The organism is Roseburia porci, assembly GCF_009695765.1.
Classification (GTDB): domain Bacteria; phylum Bacillota; class Clostridia; order Lachnospirales; family Lachnospiraceae; genus Roseburia; species Roseburia porci.
Genome location: NZ_VUNI01000004.1, coordinates 18,750 through 36,258, shown reverse-complemented (window position 1 = coordinate 36,258; position 17,509 = coordinate 18,750). Strand labels below are relative to the sequence as shown.

Sequence of the window (17,509 nt, the reverse complement as noted above, 5' to 3'; positions counted from 1 at the left end):
AATTAAAAACTCTCCCCTTCATCATATGTATAAGTAGTTTCATCAAGTGTTTTGTTATAGTAGTTAGTAGGCCCTTTATGTACTGTCAGTGGTGCCTTTTTTGCACCTACAGTAGTGCCATTTGTGGTCTCCCCAGTAGTTCCTTTTTGCTCCCCTGGAAGAATAACAAATAAGTGATTTGGTTTATTAAATCCTCCGCTTCTCTTCTTCAAGAGGCCTTCATTTACAAGCTCCTTAATCAAACGCTTTATCTGTGTTTCTGATAAATTTAGACGCTTACTTAGTTGATCAATAGGATAGATAACATATACATTTCCAAATTCATCCGTCATATCATTTTTCTGTGACAGGCTTGCTCTATTTAACAGTTCTGCATATAAAATCATTGCAGATGAGCTAAGGCCTGTCCCAATCATGCTACTAGGAAGTGGAACATACGAAGGAAGCTTCGTATTCTTTTTGATATAATTTATTCTCTTTTCAAATGACAATTAACGTCCCCTCCTTCTACGAACAACCTGTTGAGCTATCTCCTGTGTTTTGGAACCGACCTTTCCCATGTCGCTATAATTCAATTCATTTCCATAGCAAATTTCATAATCATGAGGTCCAGACTCTGCTAGACGGTCCAAATTTCTCCACATTTTTTGTTGCACAAGTTGTATATTCTTGCTCCTATTGTCATCTTGTGAAAACTTGCATTTTACCCTATAAACAACATCATCAATTGTCTGCTCAACTCGATTGATAAATCTTTTCAGCAAACTTCCCATAGCTTGTTTTTCATAACTTGAATAAAAGCTTGTACGCTCTTCCTCATCCTTCGCAGCTTTTGCACTGTCGATACTCCTCTTCAGCACATCCCTAGTAACCACTTCAGCTACAACGCTACAAGTACTGTCATAGATGGATGATGCGATTGAATTCATAATCGTATCTATAGCAGCAAACTCTACATTCGCCTTTTCTAAATCTTTTTCTTTGTCTGCCACTTGATCTGCAATATTTGCCAGCCGAGTCTGCTGATTTTGAATTATAAAATCCTGCTTGTCAAGATATTTCTTGCCACCATAGGTCGGTTCTCGATCCACAGAAAGCCCATACTCCTCACAAATGGATAAAAACATATCTCTACAAATTGCATCGAATACCATCTTTCGATTATTGGATTTACTCTTTGGTTTATTTGGATCTGGAAGATCAATTCCAAGTGCCTCAAGTGCCTTATCCTGTTGTGGTGCTAGTTCTCCGTGTGCATTTAATGCATCGAATACATGTCTTTCATGGATATGCGGTGTTTTTTCGTCCACATGTAGCGCCCAATCAAGAATATGGACATGCTCTCCAAACCGCTCGTTAAATTGCTCAAAAAATGTTTCTGCAACATTCATTAGTGTTTCTGCACTTACACTTCCATCAATATTGCCAAGTTGCAAAATGCTTTCTTCAGGACATGTTTTCTTATTACGATAGATTTCCTCCACAGAACGATTTCTCTCAGAATGTCCATTGCATTCATTTCTATAATTCTGTCCATTAACAGAGTCCTGATAATTATCGTGATAAAATCTGAGCTCAACTTCCTCAAAGCTCTCATCATTTTCTGGAGTTTCAGCGGAAGTACGTCTCCCTCCATAACAATCCCAATACACATTCTGTAATGCCAACTCTCCATCTATATGCTCACTATGTGAAATATCAAATTGCCTATCATTATGCTTAGGATTGTAGGAGCCGTGCTTTCCACTTCGACCATTGTGTCTTGTCGCTTTCATTGCGCACTCCTTTCACTGTAAAATTTTTCTGTTAATCTGGCTTCACAACCAATGGGTTCGCAGACACCTCTGCGAACGGAACAGGCATTACCTCCGCCAGATAGTACCCAGTACGAAGTGACGTGCACATCACTTCTTTTTGTCAACGATGTTGACAAAACCTGGGCCAAGGTTGCACCCTGGACGGGCTCAAAAAATCCACTCACTACAACTTGCTTTTCCCGGGAAGCAAGTTATAGTGCAATTCCTTTTGTGCCTATCTGAACTGTATTTGGTAACATATCCACCTAATACCTTCACGCAGCACAAAAGTTTTTCACTGCAATACTGGTCTATCAGCCAATCTCCCTACTTACATAATTCACATAGGCGATTGAACAGACGCATCTGCAGTTTTTTCAGATTTTTCCTTTCATAAAGTACTTAGGGTCAAAAAAAGGTGATTACAAATTTTCCTTTCATAAAGTACTTGGGACATGAAAAATCTGATTGCAGAAATTTTTATCTTTCTACACTACATTTGGGTTGAAAAAATCCTGATTACTAAATACAAGCAAAAAATTTATAAAGTTTTTACTATTAAGTACTTGGAGCCTAGAATTCGTGATTACAGATACTAAGCAAAATTTCTTAACCCTTTACAAAATGCATATGGGAAGAAAATTTCCTTTCGTTGCACTTTTTTACAAAACTTTTTGAGGCATCATCAGTTTGTGTGAGCGTGTAGCTGCCTCTGGCAACACACTCATCCATTATTCTGCTTGATTACTTTCCATCTGGTATTGAATTTAGGGACAAGGGTTTCCACGGAGTGGTGCTTGAACCCTTGCGGCTGAATTCAATATCAGATACCCTAATCGAAGCAGAAGAAAGAAGTCCATTCATGATAGAATTTTTGTTAAGCATATGGGACTCTTTCCTTTACGATTTTTTTAGGAAAAAAAATCATAATAGAGCCCATATGCTTTTTTAATACCTAAGCGGCTTTGAGCCGATTTTCTATACCACACATACTAATGAAGAGCCAACTTTTTCAACCTTACATAGGGAATATGGGAACAAAAACTCTTAATCTTCCTTTTTATTTATTTTTTCTTGCATCCAGGTAATAGCTTAAAAAATGAAAAATTCACGATTATTCAAAAATAATTAGAAAGCTTCTGAGCCACTGGAACATAAGCTAATAGATGTGCCTTGGGATAAAAAGTCCCAAGCTTAGAACGACTTATACATGGATTTAACACAAGCTAAGGTGTAAACTCATTTAGATTCTGAAAAATAAAAAAAGGCATCTGATTATGCGATTTCCACATAATAAGATACCTATATTTCTAGACGTTTTATGTCATTTATTAATCATTTTTAATGCATTTAGCCTGCATATTTTCTCAGCTTCTTCCTCTGAAAAGTCCATTTGACTAAGAATTTCAAAATATTTGTCATATATTTCGATAGGTTCAAGTTTACGATTATCAGGATAATCAGTAGCAAATACTAATTTTTCTACATCTAATCTTCTTAAGATTTTATTTGTACCAGCAATACCGTACTTGTCTACCAAATCTGGCAAAATAGCAGAAATATTAAAAAACAGTCCAAGGTCAGTTAACTCTTCATATTGGAAGCCTCCAATATGAGCAATTGACATACGTAGCTTCGGATATTTTTTTATAATATTTTTTATTCTAGTCGGAGAACACATATCATCCATAAGGTGTGTTCTTGGATACGAATGTATCTCAACTAAAATATTATTTTTATTTGCCCATTTAAAAATCTCATCATAATATATGCCATCAATCGGATAACTGGTATTTGCTGCATGTATTTTCACGCCTAATACCTCTTCCCTTCTCACTGCATCTTCTAATATTTGAATTGTCTTCTCTATATCATTTCTGATATCGATATCGGCAAAGCAAAACAATCTATTTTTTGCTTTGCCACACATATCAAGCAAATTATTATGAACGGTACATACATTAAAATCCATAGATAACATGTATGGATCATTAAACGGCATTATAAATGCTGACTCAATATTATATTTATCCATTATTTTGAGATAATCTTCCACATCTCCAAAATCTATAAAGTTACCACCATACTCTTTATTTGCCTCAATAACATCTGATGGCATTAAATGTATATGTGCATCTATCTTTTTTATATTTGTCCAATCAATCATCCTATTCCATCTCCCTTTGTTTAAGTCCATCAACGGTTAATTCGTATATCTTTTCACATACCTCTTTTATATATTTTCTGTCGTGCGAAATACTGATTACAGCACCGGGAAATTCCTGTATCATTTTTCTAATAACCGGCCCTGATAAAGGAGAAAAATTTCTAGTGGGCTCATCTAATATCAACACATTTGCCTCAGACATACTCATTTTAAGCAAGAGAACTTTCGCTTTTTGACCTCCTGACAACTCTCTGATTGGATGATCCATCTCATCTGCCGTGTATTTTAATGAGCCAAGATAGGTTCTGATTTTTGTTCTTTCTTCCTTTTCTCCTGTTTTATCCAAAAAATCCACTGGTGTCATATTTAAGTCTAATAAATCTTCATAATTTTGCGGCATATATTCTGCTCTGATATCAGTTCTGTTTAACAGGTCTTGTGCCATCTTTCTTAAAAGAGTAGTTTTCCCTGCACCATTCATACCAACTATACATATTTTTTCCGAGCCTTTGATATTTAAAACAATATCTTTTGATAATATCCTATCCTCATCTGGTGTATATAATTTGTCCAGGCTGTATTCTACAACTGTTTTTCCTGCAGGGATTTTTGATGTTTCACTTCCAAGTTTAAAAAATATCGCAGTCTCCTGTTCTGGCATCTGTGTCATATTTTCATCTTCTTTTTCAAATCGTTTCCCCATAGACTTTACCGTATGCATCTTATCCTTTAGATTTTTTGCTACTGAAGGACACTGCCTTGAGCAATCCTCTAAAGCATGCTGCACACTATCTAAAACTCGTCTATACTTCTCATCTCTGATTTGCTTTTCACGTTTGTCGCTTAAAGCCTGCTGCTCCTGTTTTTCAAAAGCATTGAGTCTTTCTTCCACATATTTTCTATATCCCATCTTTGCAACAGTATACCTGCATTTTGTTTTTCTCTGAATCTGCTCAATATGGACAATCATATTTGCAGTATTCTCAATTAATGTCTCATCATGTGATATAAAAAGTACGATGTATTGCCACTCATTTATGATTTTTTCCAAAAGCTCAAGACTGGCAATATCAATATCATTTGAGGGCTCATCCATTAAAAGTACAGTTGGTTCCTGCATTAGTAATTTCATAAGCTGAGCCTTTACCTTCTCCCCTCCAGAAAGTGTTACAAGCTTTTGTTCACTATAGAAAAAGTCTACAGACACTCCAAATTTGTTTGCATATTCTCCCAAATCCTTTGGCGTCTGATTCCAAAAACAGTCCATTTCTGAAAAGAATTCATATAGACTTTTTTCCTTATCCTTGTCTTGAAGCTCCTGGGGCAGATAACCAAGTCTTTCATTTCCAAGTATTCTCGTCCCCTCTGCTTCAATATAATCTTCCACAATTTCTGGATTATATATCCATTTCATAAGTGTTGATTTACCATTTCCTTCTTCACCTATGATTGCAGCTTTATCACCATAGTTTAATACAAGGTCAAACTTGTCCAATATTATCCTTAAGTCTTTTTTATGTGTTAAATTCAGTCCGTTTATTTGTAACATATACTTCACTCCCTTTTTGACAGAAGCAAAAAAGTCTGTACTTGCATACGCAAATACAGACTCACACACAAATTTATCCTTATTAAATTTCATATCACGAAATTAAAAAGAAAATGAACTATGCGATAATCTAAATTAAGCGTACACAAATAAGACTGCCTCTGCAGCATCAACTTCTTATTTGTTTCACCTAAATTAAACTATCTATTATTCATTTCCTCACCATACACATAAAATGTGCTCTTTCTCTAAAATCTATGCCTATGGTAGCACTATATTTATATGTTGTCAACCCAAACTAGCTTAGCAGATAGCGTAAATTTACTGTAGGAATTGAAGAATAGACTCATCCTATGAATGTCAGGATTCTGACACAATTAATATACTTCAATTACGCTCATTCTACAATCCCCATATATGATTCTTCAAACTAGCGATTTTTTTGATTTGTGGATATGGGATGGAATACCATGGTAAATCTGCCACCTTTCCCAATTCTCTTTTGTTGTGGCTCAATGATGCCTGGATATCTGCATAAGAAATATTTTTTTCTTCACAGCCAGCCGCCTTAGGTAAGCACACTTTCTGATAGCGCACAAGCTCCAACATATTTCCGCCATTGAATTGATACACTCTCAGACGGGCTATTTTATCAGCCCCTGTTCGAGACCAACCCAATGGTCGTGAACTCATTCGATCTGCAAATACATGACTAACATGTCCTTCAGCACTACAATGTATTTCATCTTTCCTGTTTCGAACGCCAGTCATAATCGCTGACCAATGAGATGCTATGTAATCTCTGGAGCGTTCTACCGCTTTTGCCTTTGTTTCGGAGTCTGTCACTTCTAAGATATGTTCGAATGCAGCCATCATTCGATGCTTGCTTTTGCTATTTACCGCACGCCATATTTCTTTTTTAGCATCATCTTTGGAATCCATCAGATGTGAAGTGGCTGCAAGGATGTATTTATGCATATGAAACTTATCTAAGACAAACGATGCTTTCGCATGTATTTTAGCACCTGTTTTTATCCATTCAGCACCATCCCCATTTATATATATCTTTTTCAAAACATCCTGGTCATATGTTGATTCTATGTAATCATAAATCTCTGTCCATAGTTCCTTTACTCCTTGTGTGCCTTCATATCCCCCACCAAAGTATTTAACATTAAGCAGACTATTCCTATCACCATTAGCTTCAACACCTTCATAAACATATGCTATTTTAGGCATAAATGTATTGGAGTGAGAGTCTTTTATATCACCTTTTTGCTCAAGATATTGTAGCGAAATATGGTCTTCGTCTGCATCAATGTATAACACTTCTGATTTACGCTTTTTGAATGGTGCAACAACTGTGGGAAACCTCAATGCATGCACTTTGTTCATTACCGTTTGTTTTGATACTTCAAAGTTTGAAATGCTGGCGTTCTCCCCGCCTTTTCTATAACAGCTATCAACTGCTTCTCTGAGCATGGCAGCTTCTGCATCTTCCGTCATTCTTGCATGGGCTTCAACGCCAAGTAACTCATCAAGAAGATATCTTCTTTCACCAGTAAACTTATTCTTGAAAAGTGTCTTATGATATCTGACTACACCTAAGCTTGTTCCTAGAGAAGTTTCATCCGTTCTTACCACTTGCCATTCAGGTCGAGTATCCCTCCTTTGATGCAAGATATCATCTAAAGAATTCCACTCTTCCGAGATGAGTGAAAGACCGAAATCAACTACTACGGATGTAATCCCTTCAATGTATTCGGCAATCTTTGTTGGGTCTGTGTGATATTCCTCGGAAATTTTTTCGATTCTTTTGATTCCAACCTCGTTAAAATATTGTATACTAGTAGACATAGAAAGCACCCTCCTTTGGATCTTGGTTTCGTCACCTTAAATCCTAACACAGAAGGATGCTTTCTTCTTTTTATTCTTAAGTTATTCCTACAAAAACTTTACCCTATCAGCTTAGCAATACCATGTTCTATTTTATTTTCATTTTTCCATATTTAACAATAGAAATAACACCCTTGCAGAACCATGTAAAGGTGTAAAACCTTGACATGCATCTACAGGGGTGTTGTATATTAAACAAGCACTTAAGGCTAAGTGCATATAGATATTATATCATCTGAAACGCCTTCAATGCCTCCACAATAGCATCCTCTTTTTCTTTCGGACACTGTGGTTGCTTAGCATTCTCAGATTTAGGCAAATTAAAATTCTGTCCTAGCTCAATTCCACATTTCTTCTTCACCTGCGCAATATAAAGGTTAGATACCTTCATCCCATCATTATGCTCTGCAACATATTTCTTAATTTCTTCATATGTAGCCTTAGTCTCTGCGCTAGTAGCATCAAGCTCATCCAAGTCGATCTCTACTTCCAGATAATCATCCGCTTTTTGTTGGGACAAAAGAACAACACTCTCGACATGCCCCGTATGTGCGAACTGGTCCACAGGTCTGACCTTTTTCAGTTCATACCCGCCGTCGCACAGAATGCGAAGATCCCTTGCAAGTGTTGCAGAATCGCAGCTGACATAGACTACACGCACAGGCTGCATTTTAAGAATCGTGTCCAGACACAGGCGGTCACAGCCTTTTCTTGGTGGGTCGACCACGATCACATCCGGGCGGGACATGGTGTCATCTTTGCCTTTGTGGCTTTCATAGAATTCCGGAAGCACTTCCTCGGCTTTTCCGACAAAGAATTCTGCATTCGTGATTCCATTGATGCTGGCGTTATTTCTGGCATCCTCAATGGCCTGTGGCACAATTTCCACGCCATAGACCTGTTTTGCCTTCTGTGCCAGGAAAAGGGAGATTGTTCCGATTCCACAGTAGAGATCCCACACGCTTTCCTGTCCGGTAAGTCCCGCATATTCCAGTGCCAGACTGTATAGTTTCTCAGTCTGCTCCGGGTTGACCTGATAGAAAGATTGTGGAGAGATCCGATACGCGATTGCCGTATCCGTAGTGGTGAAATCTTTCCCTTCTCTCAAATGAATATAATCCGTGATGTATGACTGTCCCCAGATACATTCCGTTCTGTCCCCGAGAATCACATTGGTATTTCTGGTATTCACATTAAAGGAGATAGAAGTCATTCCGTCAATCTTTGTCAAAGCATCGATCAAGTCCTTCTGATTCTGCAGTTTTGTGCCATTGATGATCAGACAGACCATGATTTCCTTTGTTGTGAATCCAAAACGGATCAGAACATGACGGATGAGACCTTTTCCGGTCTTTTCATCGTACGGCTCGATGTGGTTCTTCTGCATATAATTTTTCACAGCAAGGAGAATCTCTTCGTTTTCAGATACCCCAAGAAGGCAGTCTGTCACCGGAATGATGCTATGCGTTCTTGACGCATAGAATCCGGTGATCAGATTGCCTTCTTTATCTTTTCCAACAGGAAACTGTGCCTTATTGCGATAGCGGTATGGTTCGTCCATGCCAACCGTTGGTTCCATGACCTGATCCAGTTCTTCTTCCGAAAATCCACCGATCCGCAGGAGATTATTCCGCACCTTTTCCCCTTTGAATTCCAGCTGTTTCTCATAGGAAAGTGCCTGAATCTGACAGCCTCCGCATTGTCTGTGGATCGGGCACTTTGGTTCTACCCTGTATGGCGACGGTGTCAGAATCTCTTCCACCCTCGCATATCCGTAATTTTTTTTCAGCTTCAGTGCACGCGCAAGGATTTCGTCTCCGATTAATGCATCCTTTACGAAAAAGGTCATGCCATCGTATTTGCCGATTCCTTCCCCATCCACACCCATATCTGTAATTTTTAATTTAAAACAATCGTTCTTATTCATACATTTTCTCATTCATGACTTGTTCTTCGGAAGTTGCTCTCCATGAAGCGGTTGTAGCCCTGCCACTCCAGATTATTCTCTGGTACATTTGAGAACATTTCCGTGATCGTCTCCATTTTGGCATCAATATTGTCTGCAAAACTCAGTGCAACTGCTTCAGCCAGCGCCGGTTTCTTTGGCGAACCGTATTCCAGTTCTCCATGATGTGCAAGGATACAGTGTTTTAATTCGTTTGCAAGAATTACCGGAAATCCTTCGATTTCACGGATTTTTAATCCGACCTGTTCTGCACCGATCATAATGTGTCCAAGCAGCTGTCCCTCATCCGTGTAATCATTCTCCGGGAATGTAGAAAGCTCCTCCAGTTTACCGATATCGTGAAAAATTGCTGCTGTTACGATAAGATCTCTGTTTAAGATCGGATAACATTTTGCAAAATAATCGCAGTTTCTGGTAACGCTTAATGTATGCTCTAAAAGTCCGCCGACGAATCCGTGGTGTACACTTTTTGCGGCAGAATGGAATTTAAAACGTTTCTCAAATTCCGGATCTGCAAAAAATGCGTTTAACAGCTGATTCAGATATGTATTTTTCACAGATGCGATGTATTTTTTCAAGGTCTCATACATAGCATCAATGTCTTTGCTGCTGACCGGGAGATAATCCTTTGGCTCATATTCTCCCTCATCCGCTTTTCTTGCCCGTTTGATTGACATCTGCAGATTCCCCTGGAAGCTTGTGATATCACCGGTGACTGCAACGTAATCCATTGCTTCAAACTCAGCGATTCCGACAGAACCCGGATCCCAGATCTTGGCATCGAGTGTTCCGGTCTTATCCTGCAGGATCACATTGTCATATGGCTTTCCTGCTTTGGTCAGTGCTGCCTGTTTGGACTTCACCAGATAGATTTCCGATACACGTTCTCCTTCTCGGAGTGTTTCAATATATTTCATAATTTCCTCACTTTCTTCACCCATTACAGGGATTCCACCTGTAAATCATTCCTTTATTCAAGTACGCCGACTTCCACTTTACAGGTAATTTCGGAATATCCGTCTGCACTCTGCCTCTGGACAACTACTGGAATGGTGTCGCCCGGTGTCAGTTTCATAACCTGGGAACTATAAGCTGTGTCGCTGGCAACTTTCTCTCCATTGATCTTCGTAATCACATCCCCGCTCTGAAGCCCCGCTGCCATTGCCGGAGAATCCATCATGGCTTCTTTGATATATACGCCCTCAGGAATGTCATATTCTTTTTCAATTTTCTCCGTAACGGTTGTAACCGTCATTCCAAGATATGGAATATCTTTTCCCTCCGCAAGCATATCGATCATGCTTTTCAATTCGGTTGACGATACTGCGATCAGCGTATTTTCCTCGGAAGAATTGCTGTAATCCTGCATGACCATACCGACAATCTGACCACTTACATTGATCAGAATTCCGCTGCTGCTTTTGCTTGCCACAATGTCTGTTGTAAAAATGGAATAATTATGATCAATGGTCGATATTTCATTGTCCGTCGAAGTAACATTTCCGGTCAGAATGGAATAATTGGTTCCAAGCGGGCTTCCCAGAGCAATGACAATACTTCCCTTTGTCACCCCGTTCGAATTGCCAAACTCAGCAATTGAGATCGTATCTAACGTACTGTCACTGATGTCCGATTTTGCCACACTCAAAACTGCAATTCCAGTATTGCCATCGTATTTTTTCATGACTGCACCGGCAGTGGTGTCATCAATAAATGTAACTGTTATTCGGGACGGATCTGTGATGACTTTCTGTTCCGTCAAAATCAGCACTTCCGATGCATTTTCCTGAATGATCACCCCGGAGCCCTGTCCCTCGCTCTCATAGGAATTGTGGAACCAGTCGGTATTGCTCACGACGCTTGTCACGGTCACAATGGAATAATTCCCCTGACTGCCGATTGCATACAGCTGATTCTGCAAGATCTGATAATCTGCAATCGAAAGGCTTTCCTGTGCCTGACTGGTCACATCAGGATCACTTTGTTCTGACTCTGTTACACTTTCCGTATCTGCGATATATGTGTTTACAGAATCCGGATTCTCTTCTTCCTGAGGGCAGAGGATTTTCCGGATCGCAGGCTCAGCAAGAACAAACGTGACAGCTGCTGCAAGGGCAAAAACGACACCACAAATGGCACATATACCAACCTTTGCTGCTGCCTTTTTCCGGTTCACCGGCTTATTCTTGATCTGTTCCCGGATAAATTCATTTTTCTGCTGTTTCTGATCTTCCATTTACCGTATCCTGCCTGTATTTCGAAAATAAGTGGTAGCAAAACCCACGCTATTACTCATTATATTCGCATTTATCCTTACGCGCAACTATTTTTACCTTTCAGAAAACAGGGGAATGCGATATAATAGAGGCAGCATATTAGAATAAGGAAATACACATTATGAATCATAAAGTACTAAAAACATTAGAATATTATAAAATATTAGAGCAGCTTGCCACATTTGCTTCCTGTGAGGAGACCAAAGAACGCTGTCTGCATCTTGAACCGCTGACAGACCCGGATGAGATCCGTACACTGCAGACAACCACTGAGGATGCGTTAAACCGCCTGTATAAGAGCAGTTCCATTACTTTTGCAGGAATCCATAATATCCATGCTTCCTTAAAACGTCTGGATATCGGTGGCTCTTTAAACGCATCTGAGCTTCTTCGCATCCGCTCTCTTCTTGAGGTTGCCAAGCGTGCCAAGGCTTACGACCGTTCAGACCGCGCAGATGAGAAAACTGATTCCCTGACTCCGCTTTTTACAGAGCTTGAACCGCTTTCTCCGTTACACGATGAGATCAGCCGTTGTATTTTATCCGAAGATGAGATTGCCGATGATGCAAGCCCGGCGCTCTTTAAGATCCGCAAATCCATCCGTGGAATGAATGACCGTATCCACGCACAGCTGACTTCCATCATGAATAACAGCACAACCAGAACCTATCTTCAGGATGCTGTCGTTACCATGCGTGACGGACGTTACTGCCTGCCGATCAAAGCAGAAGCCAAAACACAGGTTCCAGGTATGGTACATGACCAGTCTTCCAGTGGTTCCACACTTTTCATCGAACCAATGGCAGTTGTCAACCTGAATAACGAGCTCCGCGAACTTTTCATCAAAGAACAGGATGAGATCAATGCAATCCTTGCAACTTTGAGCAATCTGGTTGCCGAACATGCCGCTGCACTGGAAAATGACTACCGTGTGCTTGCTGAACTGGACTTTATCTTTGCCAAGGCAGCCCTTGCCAAAACCTACAACGGTGTTGCGCCTGTTTTTAATACAAACGGATACATCAATATCCGCAAAGGACGCCATCCGCTTTTAGATGCCAAAAAAGTCGTGCCGATCGATGTCCGTCTTGGCGGGGAGTACAAGCAGCTGATCGTTACCGGTCCGAATACCGGTGGTAAGACCGTTTCCTTAAAAACGGTCGGTCTTCTGACACTGATGGGACAATCCGGTCTTCATATCCCGGCCGGTGACCGTTCTGAACTTGCAATTTTTGATGAGGTATTTGCCGATATCGGAGACGAGCAGAGCATTGAGCAGAGCTTAAGTACCTTCTCTTCCCATATGGTCAATATCATCCGCATTCTGGAGCATGCAGACGACAGAAGTCTTGTCCTTTTTGATGAGCTCTGTGCCGGAACTGATCCAACGGAAGGAGCTGCTCTTGCAATCTCCATCCTGCACAAACTCGGCCAGTATGGCTCCGTTGTCATGGCGACCACACATTACAGTGAACTGAAGGTGTATGCACTGACCTCGGAAGGCGTGGAAAATGCCTGCTGTGAGTTTAATGTCGAGACTTTGAGCCCGACCTACCGCCTCCTGATTGGTATTCCTGGAAAAAGTAATGCTTTTGCAATCTCCTCCAAACTCGGTCTTGCCGACAATATCATTGAGGATGCCAAAGACCGTATCGGTCAGAAAGATGCGGATTTCGAAGATCTTCTTGCCAACCTTGAGGCCAGCCGCGTAACGATCGAAAAGGAACGGCTTGAGATCAACCGCTACAAAGCCGAGATCGAGACTTTGAAAAAACAATTAGAAAGCAAACAGGAGCGTCTGGAAGCAAGCAAGGACAAAATCCTGCGTGAGGCCAATGAGGAAGCTTTACAGATCCTCAAAGAAGCAAAAGATCTTGCTGATGAAACCATCCGCAATTTCAATAAATATGGAAAAGGTACTGCTCCAATGAGCCAGATGGAGAAGGAACGTACCAATGTCCGTAATAAAATGACGGAAAAAGAGAAGAAATTATCCAACGTCAAAAAGAAAGAGACTACAAACCACAATGTACCGAAGAAGCTCCGCATTGGAGATACGGTAAAAGTACTCAGCATGAATTTAAAAGGTACTGTACACACGCTTCCAAATGCAAAAGGCGATCTGTATGTCCAGATGGGTATTCTCCGTTCTCTGGTAAATATCAACGATCTGGTACTGATCAATGATGATGCGTCTTCTCCGATTGCCAAAAAATACGGACTTGGAAAAACCGGCGGAAACGGCTCCGGAAAGATCAAGATGAGCAAAGCCTCTTCTATTTCCACCGAGATCAATCTGATCGGTCTTACAACCGATGAAGCGATTGCGCGTCTGGACAAATACCTGGATGATGCCTACATCGCCCATATTCCTTCTGTGCGGATCATACACGGAAAAGGAACCGGTGCACTCCGCGCAGCGGTACAGAATCACTTAAAACGTCTGAAATACGTCAAATCCTTCCACCTTGGTGAATTCGGTGAGGGAGATGCCGGTGTAACCATTGCAGAATTTGAATAATTATAACAGGGAGAATTTATATGGTCGCTAAACAGAAAATACTCATTGTAGATGACGACAACAATATTGCAGAGCTTGTCTCTCTTTATCTCACCAAAGAATGCTTTGACACAAAAATCGTCAATGACGGCGAGGAGGCACTTGCAGAATTTGAGCGCTATCATCCCAATCTGATCCTTTTGGATCTGATGCTGCCGGGCATTGACGGTTACCAGGTCTGCCGCGAAATCCGCGCCAAAGCCAACGTCCCGATTATCATGCTCTCCGCAAAGGGTGAAATCTTTGACAAGGTGCTTGGACTTGAACTTGGTGCAGATGACTACATCATGAAACCATTCGATTCCAAAGAGCTTGTAGCGCGCGTAAAGGCCGTTTTACGACGTTATCAGCCGGTCAAACAGGAAGAACCTTCCATCGAGATCAAATGCGTGGAATATCCGGATCTGATCGTGAATCTTTCCAACTATTCCGTAATCTATAATGGAAACCCGATTGATATGCCTCCAAAGGAGCTGGAGCTTTTGTATTTTCTTGCTTCTTCTCCAAACCAGGTATTTACACGTGAACAGCTTCTGGATCACATCTGGGGCTATGAATACATCGGAGACACCCGAACCGTTGATGTCCATGTGAAACGACTCCGTGAAAAGATCAAAGATCATGATGTATGGCGCCTTTCCACCGTCTGGGGCATCGGTTATAAATTCGAAGTGAAGAACTAAACACAGGGGATGTTATGAAACGCACACTTTTTACCAAACTGCTCTGCGGCTATCTTGTATTCGGAATCATTGCTTTCTGCATTCTGAGTACCTTTACGCAGAAAAATATGTCCAGCCATATGGAAGCTGAGGAAGCCCGTTCTCTTTACCGGGAATCGACACTGATTGCCTCCGACTATGCATCGACCTACTATGAGAATTCCATATCCCTCGACGATCTGCAGCTCAGGCTGCAATCGCTCGCGAGCTATCTTTCCGCGGATATCTGGATCATCGACCAGCAGGGAAACCTGCTTCTGAATTCGAGCGACAGCAGTGTGAGCCAGAAGGCACTGGATCAGAATTATGTCACGATCAAAAACTTTAATATTTCTGATTTCGGGAATAAATATTACCGCATCGGAACCTTTTATCATTCTTATGACGAGGAGATGCTCAGTGTTTTTTCCCCGATTACGATCAATTACAAAGTACGCGGATATGTTCTGTTACATAAACCGTTATCGGATATTCTGAAAAATGCCAACGGCTACACAAACATTTCCTTCTACACGATGGGGATCATTTATCTGTGTGGACTGGTTCTGCTTTTGCTCTTCGGCTACACATTTTATGTACCGCTGCGCAGGATTACGAAGGCTGCCAGATCTTATGCCAAGGGAGATTTTTCTGCAACGATCGATGTGCACCGCAACGATGAGATGGGCTATCTTGCCAACACCTTAAACTATATGTCCCATGAGCTGAATACGCTTGAAGAGGATCAGCGCAAGTTCGTCTCGAATGTCTCCCATGATTTCCGGTCTCCGCTTACTTCGATCAAGGGGTATGTGGAAGCCATGATCGATGGCACGATTCCATTCGAAATGCAGGAAAAATACCTGAATATCATCCTTTTTGAAACGGAGCGTCTGAATAAACTGACGAAAAGCCTTCTGGATCTGAATCAGTTCGGACGCCATGGTATGATGCTCGATATCAGTGATTTCGATCTCAACCAGATGATCCGCATGACGTTACAGACCTTTGAAGGAACCTGCAGCAAAAAAGGAATTACTTTTGAAGTCATCCTGACTGGTCAGAAGCTGCTTGTTACCGGCGATATGTCGAAGATTCAGCAGGTTCTTTACAACCTGATTGACAATGCCATTAAATTCAGCCACAACGATTCTTCCATCCGTATCGAAACCAGTCTGAAAAACGAAAAGGTATTCGTTTCCGTCAAGGATTACGGCATTGGCATTCCTGCGGACAGCGTAAAAAAGATCTGGGAGCGCTTCTACAAGACCGATCTCTCACGCGGAAAAGACAAAAAAGGCACCGGACTTGGTCTTTCCATCGTCAAAGAGATCATTCAGGCTCACAACGAACATATCAATTGTATCAGTACCGAAGGCGTCGGTACCGAATTCATTTTCACATTACCGGTATCAAAAAAAGAATCTGACTGATGATCTCAGCCAGATTCTTTTTTAGGTTCCAAACGTGCGTACCGCGCCATTTGGATCTGTCACCGTGTAAGTGTATGGAAGATAATCTTCCGACTCCTGCCAGCCATCCACCGCTGTATCCGGTTTCTGTGGATCTGCCTGCGCTGTTTTTCCTTCAAAGATTACATAATCAAAGGTGAATCCATCCGTTGTCTTCGCCTCCAGACGGATCTGTACCTTCGTGTCCTGTGCCACCTGAAGCACATCTGTAATCGTGTAGGTTCCATCCGTATTGGATATCGGCCCGCTTTCTTCTGCTCCTGCATTTTCCGTTGCCGACTCAATCACCTGCTCCGCAGAATCTGCCGCATTATTCTCCGGAGAATTATCACCATTGTTATTATCCTGGTCTGCATGATCATCCGTGGTGTCATCCGCAGGTTTCAGCAGTACTTCCCCATTTAACAGATTCCCCCTGTAAATATCATCCGTTCCGGCTTTTACCACGATATCACAGCTTTCAAACTGGAAGGTATCATTCCCCTGCAAAGTAAATTGCGTCTCGCCACCAACCTTTAATTTACCGTCTTTGTATTCCGGAAATTCACCAAGATTGCCGTAGAGGACATCCTCGAAAGCATGTGGATAACCAACATAGTTTTTCAGCACTTCCGTGGATTTCTTTTCACCATTGATAAAAAGGAACGTTACATTTCCGTCATAAGAATTCAGGAAACTTAACGTTGCGCTTCCTTCAAAATCCTTACTGCCCTTTTGCAGATGATACTCTGTAGTTCCAAAATACACAACGACCTGTGTCTCATCCGTGTATTCCTTCGGTGTCACATGGATCTCAACATCGTATGTTCCCGCATTAAAATCTACCGCCGTTGTCTCGATGGAATAATTTGAAAGCAGACTCGCCTCCTCATCCAGTTTTGCCTGGATATTGGACTGCATTCCACTCACATCGCCCTGGATCGTACTGTTGGTATCCATCAGATATGTCAGCTGGTTATCCAGCTGATCCATCCGCTCTTTAAAGCTCCAGAGCTGCCACACCAAAAGTCCGATGATCACAATATTGGCAGATGCAAGCAGAACATAATTTCTGCGTCTTTTCCTTCTCAGCATCCCGCCAATTGTTTCCGGCTCTTTTTTCCTTCTCTTCCATTTTCTCATGCCT

Annotated in this window: 12 protein-coding genes; 3 read left to right on the top strand and 9 right to left on the bottom strand. The window is 41.2% G+C overall.

The features are described 5' to 3' along the window. Positions 1–2: 2 nt before the first annotated feature. The 8 genes from FYJ75_RS03590 to FYJ75_RS03555 form a co-directional block, all read right to left on the bottom strand. The gene (locus FYJ75_RS03590; protein WP_154428948.1) at positions 3–491 is read right to left on the bottom strand and encodes a replication initiator protein A; all 489 of its coding nucleotides are present in this window, start codon (positions 489–491) and stop codon (positions 3–5) included. Continuing rightward, complete coding sequence (locus tag FYJ75_RS03585) at positions 492–1,775, bottom strand: serine/arginine repetitive matrix protein 2 (protein WP_154428946.1); 1,284 nt, start codon at positions 1,773–1,775, stop codon at positions 492–494. A 1,345-nt stretch (positions 1,776–3,120) separates the two neighbouring features. Beyond that, the gene (locus FYJ75_RS03580) at positions 3,121–3,963 is read right to left on the bottom strand and encodes an amidohydrolase family protein (protein WP_154428944.1); all 843 of its coding nucleotides are present in this window, start codon (positions 3,961–3,963) and stop codon (positions 3,121–3,123) included. 1 nt (position 3,964) lies between these two features. Then, a complete protein-coding gene (locus FYJ75_RS03575; RefSeq protein ID WP_154428942.1) occupies positions 3,965–5,512 on the bottom strand; it encodes an ATP-binding cassette domain-containing protein in 1,548 nt (515 codons plus the stop codon). Between the two features lie 402 nt (positions 5,513–5,914). Further along, positions 5,915–7,369, bottom strand: a complete 1,455-nt coding sequence (locus FYJ75_RS03570) for an ISLre2 family transposase (protein ID WP_154428940.1) — start codon at positions 7,367–7,369, stop codon at positions 5,915–5,917. Positions 7,370–7,634: 265 nt separating this feature from the next. After that, positions 7,635–9,335, bottom strand: coding sequence for a 23S rRNA (uracil(1939)-C(5))-methyltransferase RlmD (gene rlmD, locus FYJ75_RS03565; protein WP_154428938.1), 1,701 nt, complete (start codon positions 9,333–9,335; stop codon positions 7,635–7,637). Between the two features lie 8 nt (positions 9,336–9,343). Then, positions 9,344–10,291: a 3'-5' exoribonuclease YhaM family protein gene (locus FYJ75_RS03560; RefSeq protein ID WP_154429161.1), complete on the bottom strand. Its 948-nt coding sequence runs from the start codon at positions 10,289–10,291 to the stop codon at positions 9,344–9,346. 53 nt (positions 10,292–10,344) lie between these two features. Beyond that, on the bottom strand, positions 10,345–11,610 hold the full coding sequence (locus FYJ75_RS03555; RefSeq protein WP_154428936.1) for a S1C family serine protease: 1,266 nt from the start codon (positions 11,608–11,610) through the stop codon (positions 10,345–10,347). Between the two features lie 161 nt (positions 11,611–11,771). Between FYJ75_RS03555 and FYJ75_RS03550 the strand changes: the two genes are divergently transcribed. Genes FYJ75_RS03550 through FYJ75_RS03540 form a run of 3 tightly spaced genes read left to right on the top strand, consistent with a single transcriptional unit; the run spans position 11,772 to position 16,344 of the window. Beyond that, positions 11,772–14,171: an endonuclease MutS2 gene (locus FYJ75_RS03550; protein ID WP_154428933.1), complete on the top strand. Its 2,400-nt coding sequence runs from the start codon at positions 11,772–11,774 to the stop codon at positions 14,169–14,171. A gap of 20 nt (positions 14,172–14,191) precedes the next feature. After that, complete coding sequence (locus FYJ75_RS03545) at positions 14,192–14,893, top strand: response regulator transcription factor (RefSeq protein WP_154428931.1); 702 nt, start codon at positions 14,192–14,194, stop codon at positions 14,891–14,893. Between the two features lie 14 nt (positions 14,894–14,907). Then, positions 14,908–16,344 (top strand): sensor histidine kinase, encoded by a 1,437-nt coding sequence (locus FYJ75_RS03540; RefSeq protein ID WP_154428929.1) that lies wholly within the window; start codon positions 14,908–14,910, stop codon positions 16,342–16,344. A gap of 21 nt (positions 16,345–16,365) precedes the next feature. Here FYJ75_RS03540 and FYJ75_RS03535 read toward each other — a convergent pair whose 3' ends face one another. Beyond that, positions 16,366–17,505 carry a hypothetical protein gene (locus FYJ75_RS03535; RefSeq protein ID WP_154428927.1) on the bottom strand — a complete coding sequence of 380 codons (1,140 nt, stop codon included), beginning with the start codon at positions 17,503–17,505 and terminating at the stop codon, positions 16,366–16,368. Between the last annotated feature and the right edge of the window lie 4 nt (positions 17,506–17,509).

What these genes read in the sequence shown, in the direction of transcription:
- FYJ75_RS03585 (WP_154428946.1), bottom strand. Translation starts at nt 1,775, where the DNA reads ATGAAAGCGACAAGACACAATGGTCGAAGTGGAAAGCACGGCTCCTAC.
- FYJ75_RS03580 (WP_154428944.1), bottom strand. Translation starts at nt 3,963, where the DNA reads ATGATTGATTGGACAAATATAAAAAAGATAGATGCACATATACATTTA.
- FYJ75_RS03575 (WP_154428942.1), bottom strand. Translation starts at nt 5,512, where the DNA reads ATGTTACAAATAAACGGACTGAATTTAACACATAAAAAAGACTTAAGG.
- FYJ75_RS03570 (WP_154428940.1), bottom strand. Translation starts at nt 7,369, where the DNA reads ATGTCTACTAGTATACAATATTTTAACGAGGTTGGAATCAAAAGAATC.
- rlmD (WP_154428938.1), bottom strand. Translation starts at nt 9,335, where the DNA reads ATGAATAAGAACGATTGTTTTAAATTAAAAATTACAGATATGGGTGTG.
- FYJ75_RS03560 (WP_154429161.1), bottom strand. Translation starts at nt 10,291, where the DNA reads ATGAAATATATTGAAACACTCCGAGAAGGAGAACGTGTATCGGAAATC.
- FYJ75_RS03555 (WP_154428936.1), bottom strand. Translation starts at nt 11,610, where the DNA reads ATGGAAGATCAGAAACAGCAGAAAAATGAATTTATCCGGGAACAGATC.
- FYJ75_RS03550 (WP_154428933.1), top strand. Translation starts at nt 11,772, where the DNA reads ATGAATCATAAAGTACTAAAAACATTAGAATATTATAAAATATTAGAG.
- FYJ75_RS03545 (WP_154428931.1), top strand. Translation starts at nt 14,192, where the DNA reads ATGGTCGCTAAACAGAAAATACTCATTGTAGATGACGACAACAATATT.
- FYJ75_RS03540 (WP_154428929.1), top strand. Translation starts at nt 14,908, where the DNA reads ATGAAACGCACACTTTTTACCAAACTGCTCTGCGGCTATCTTGTATTC.
- FYJ75_RS03535 (WP_154428927.1), bottom strand. Translation starts at nt 17,505, where the DNA reads ATGAGAAAATGGAAGAGAAGGAAAAAAGAGCCGGAAACAATTGGCGGG.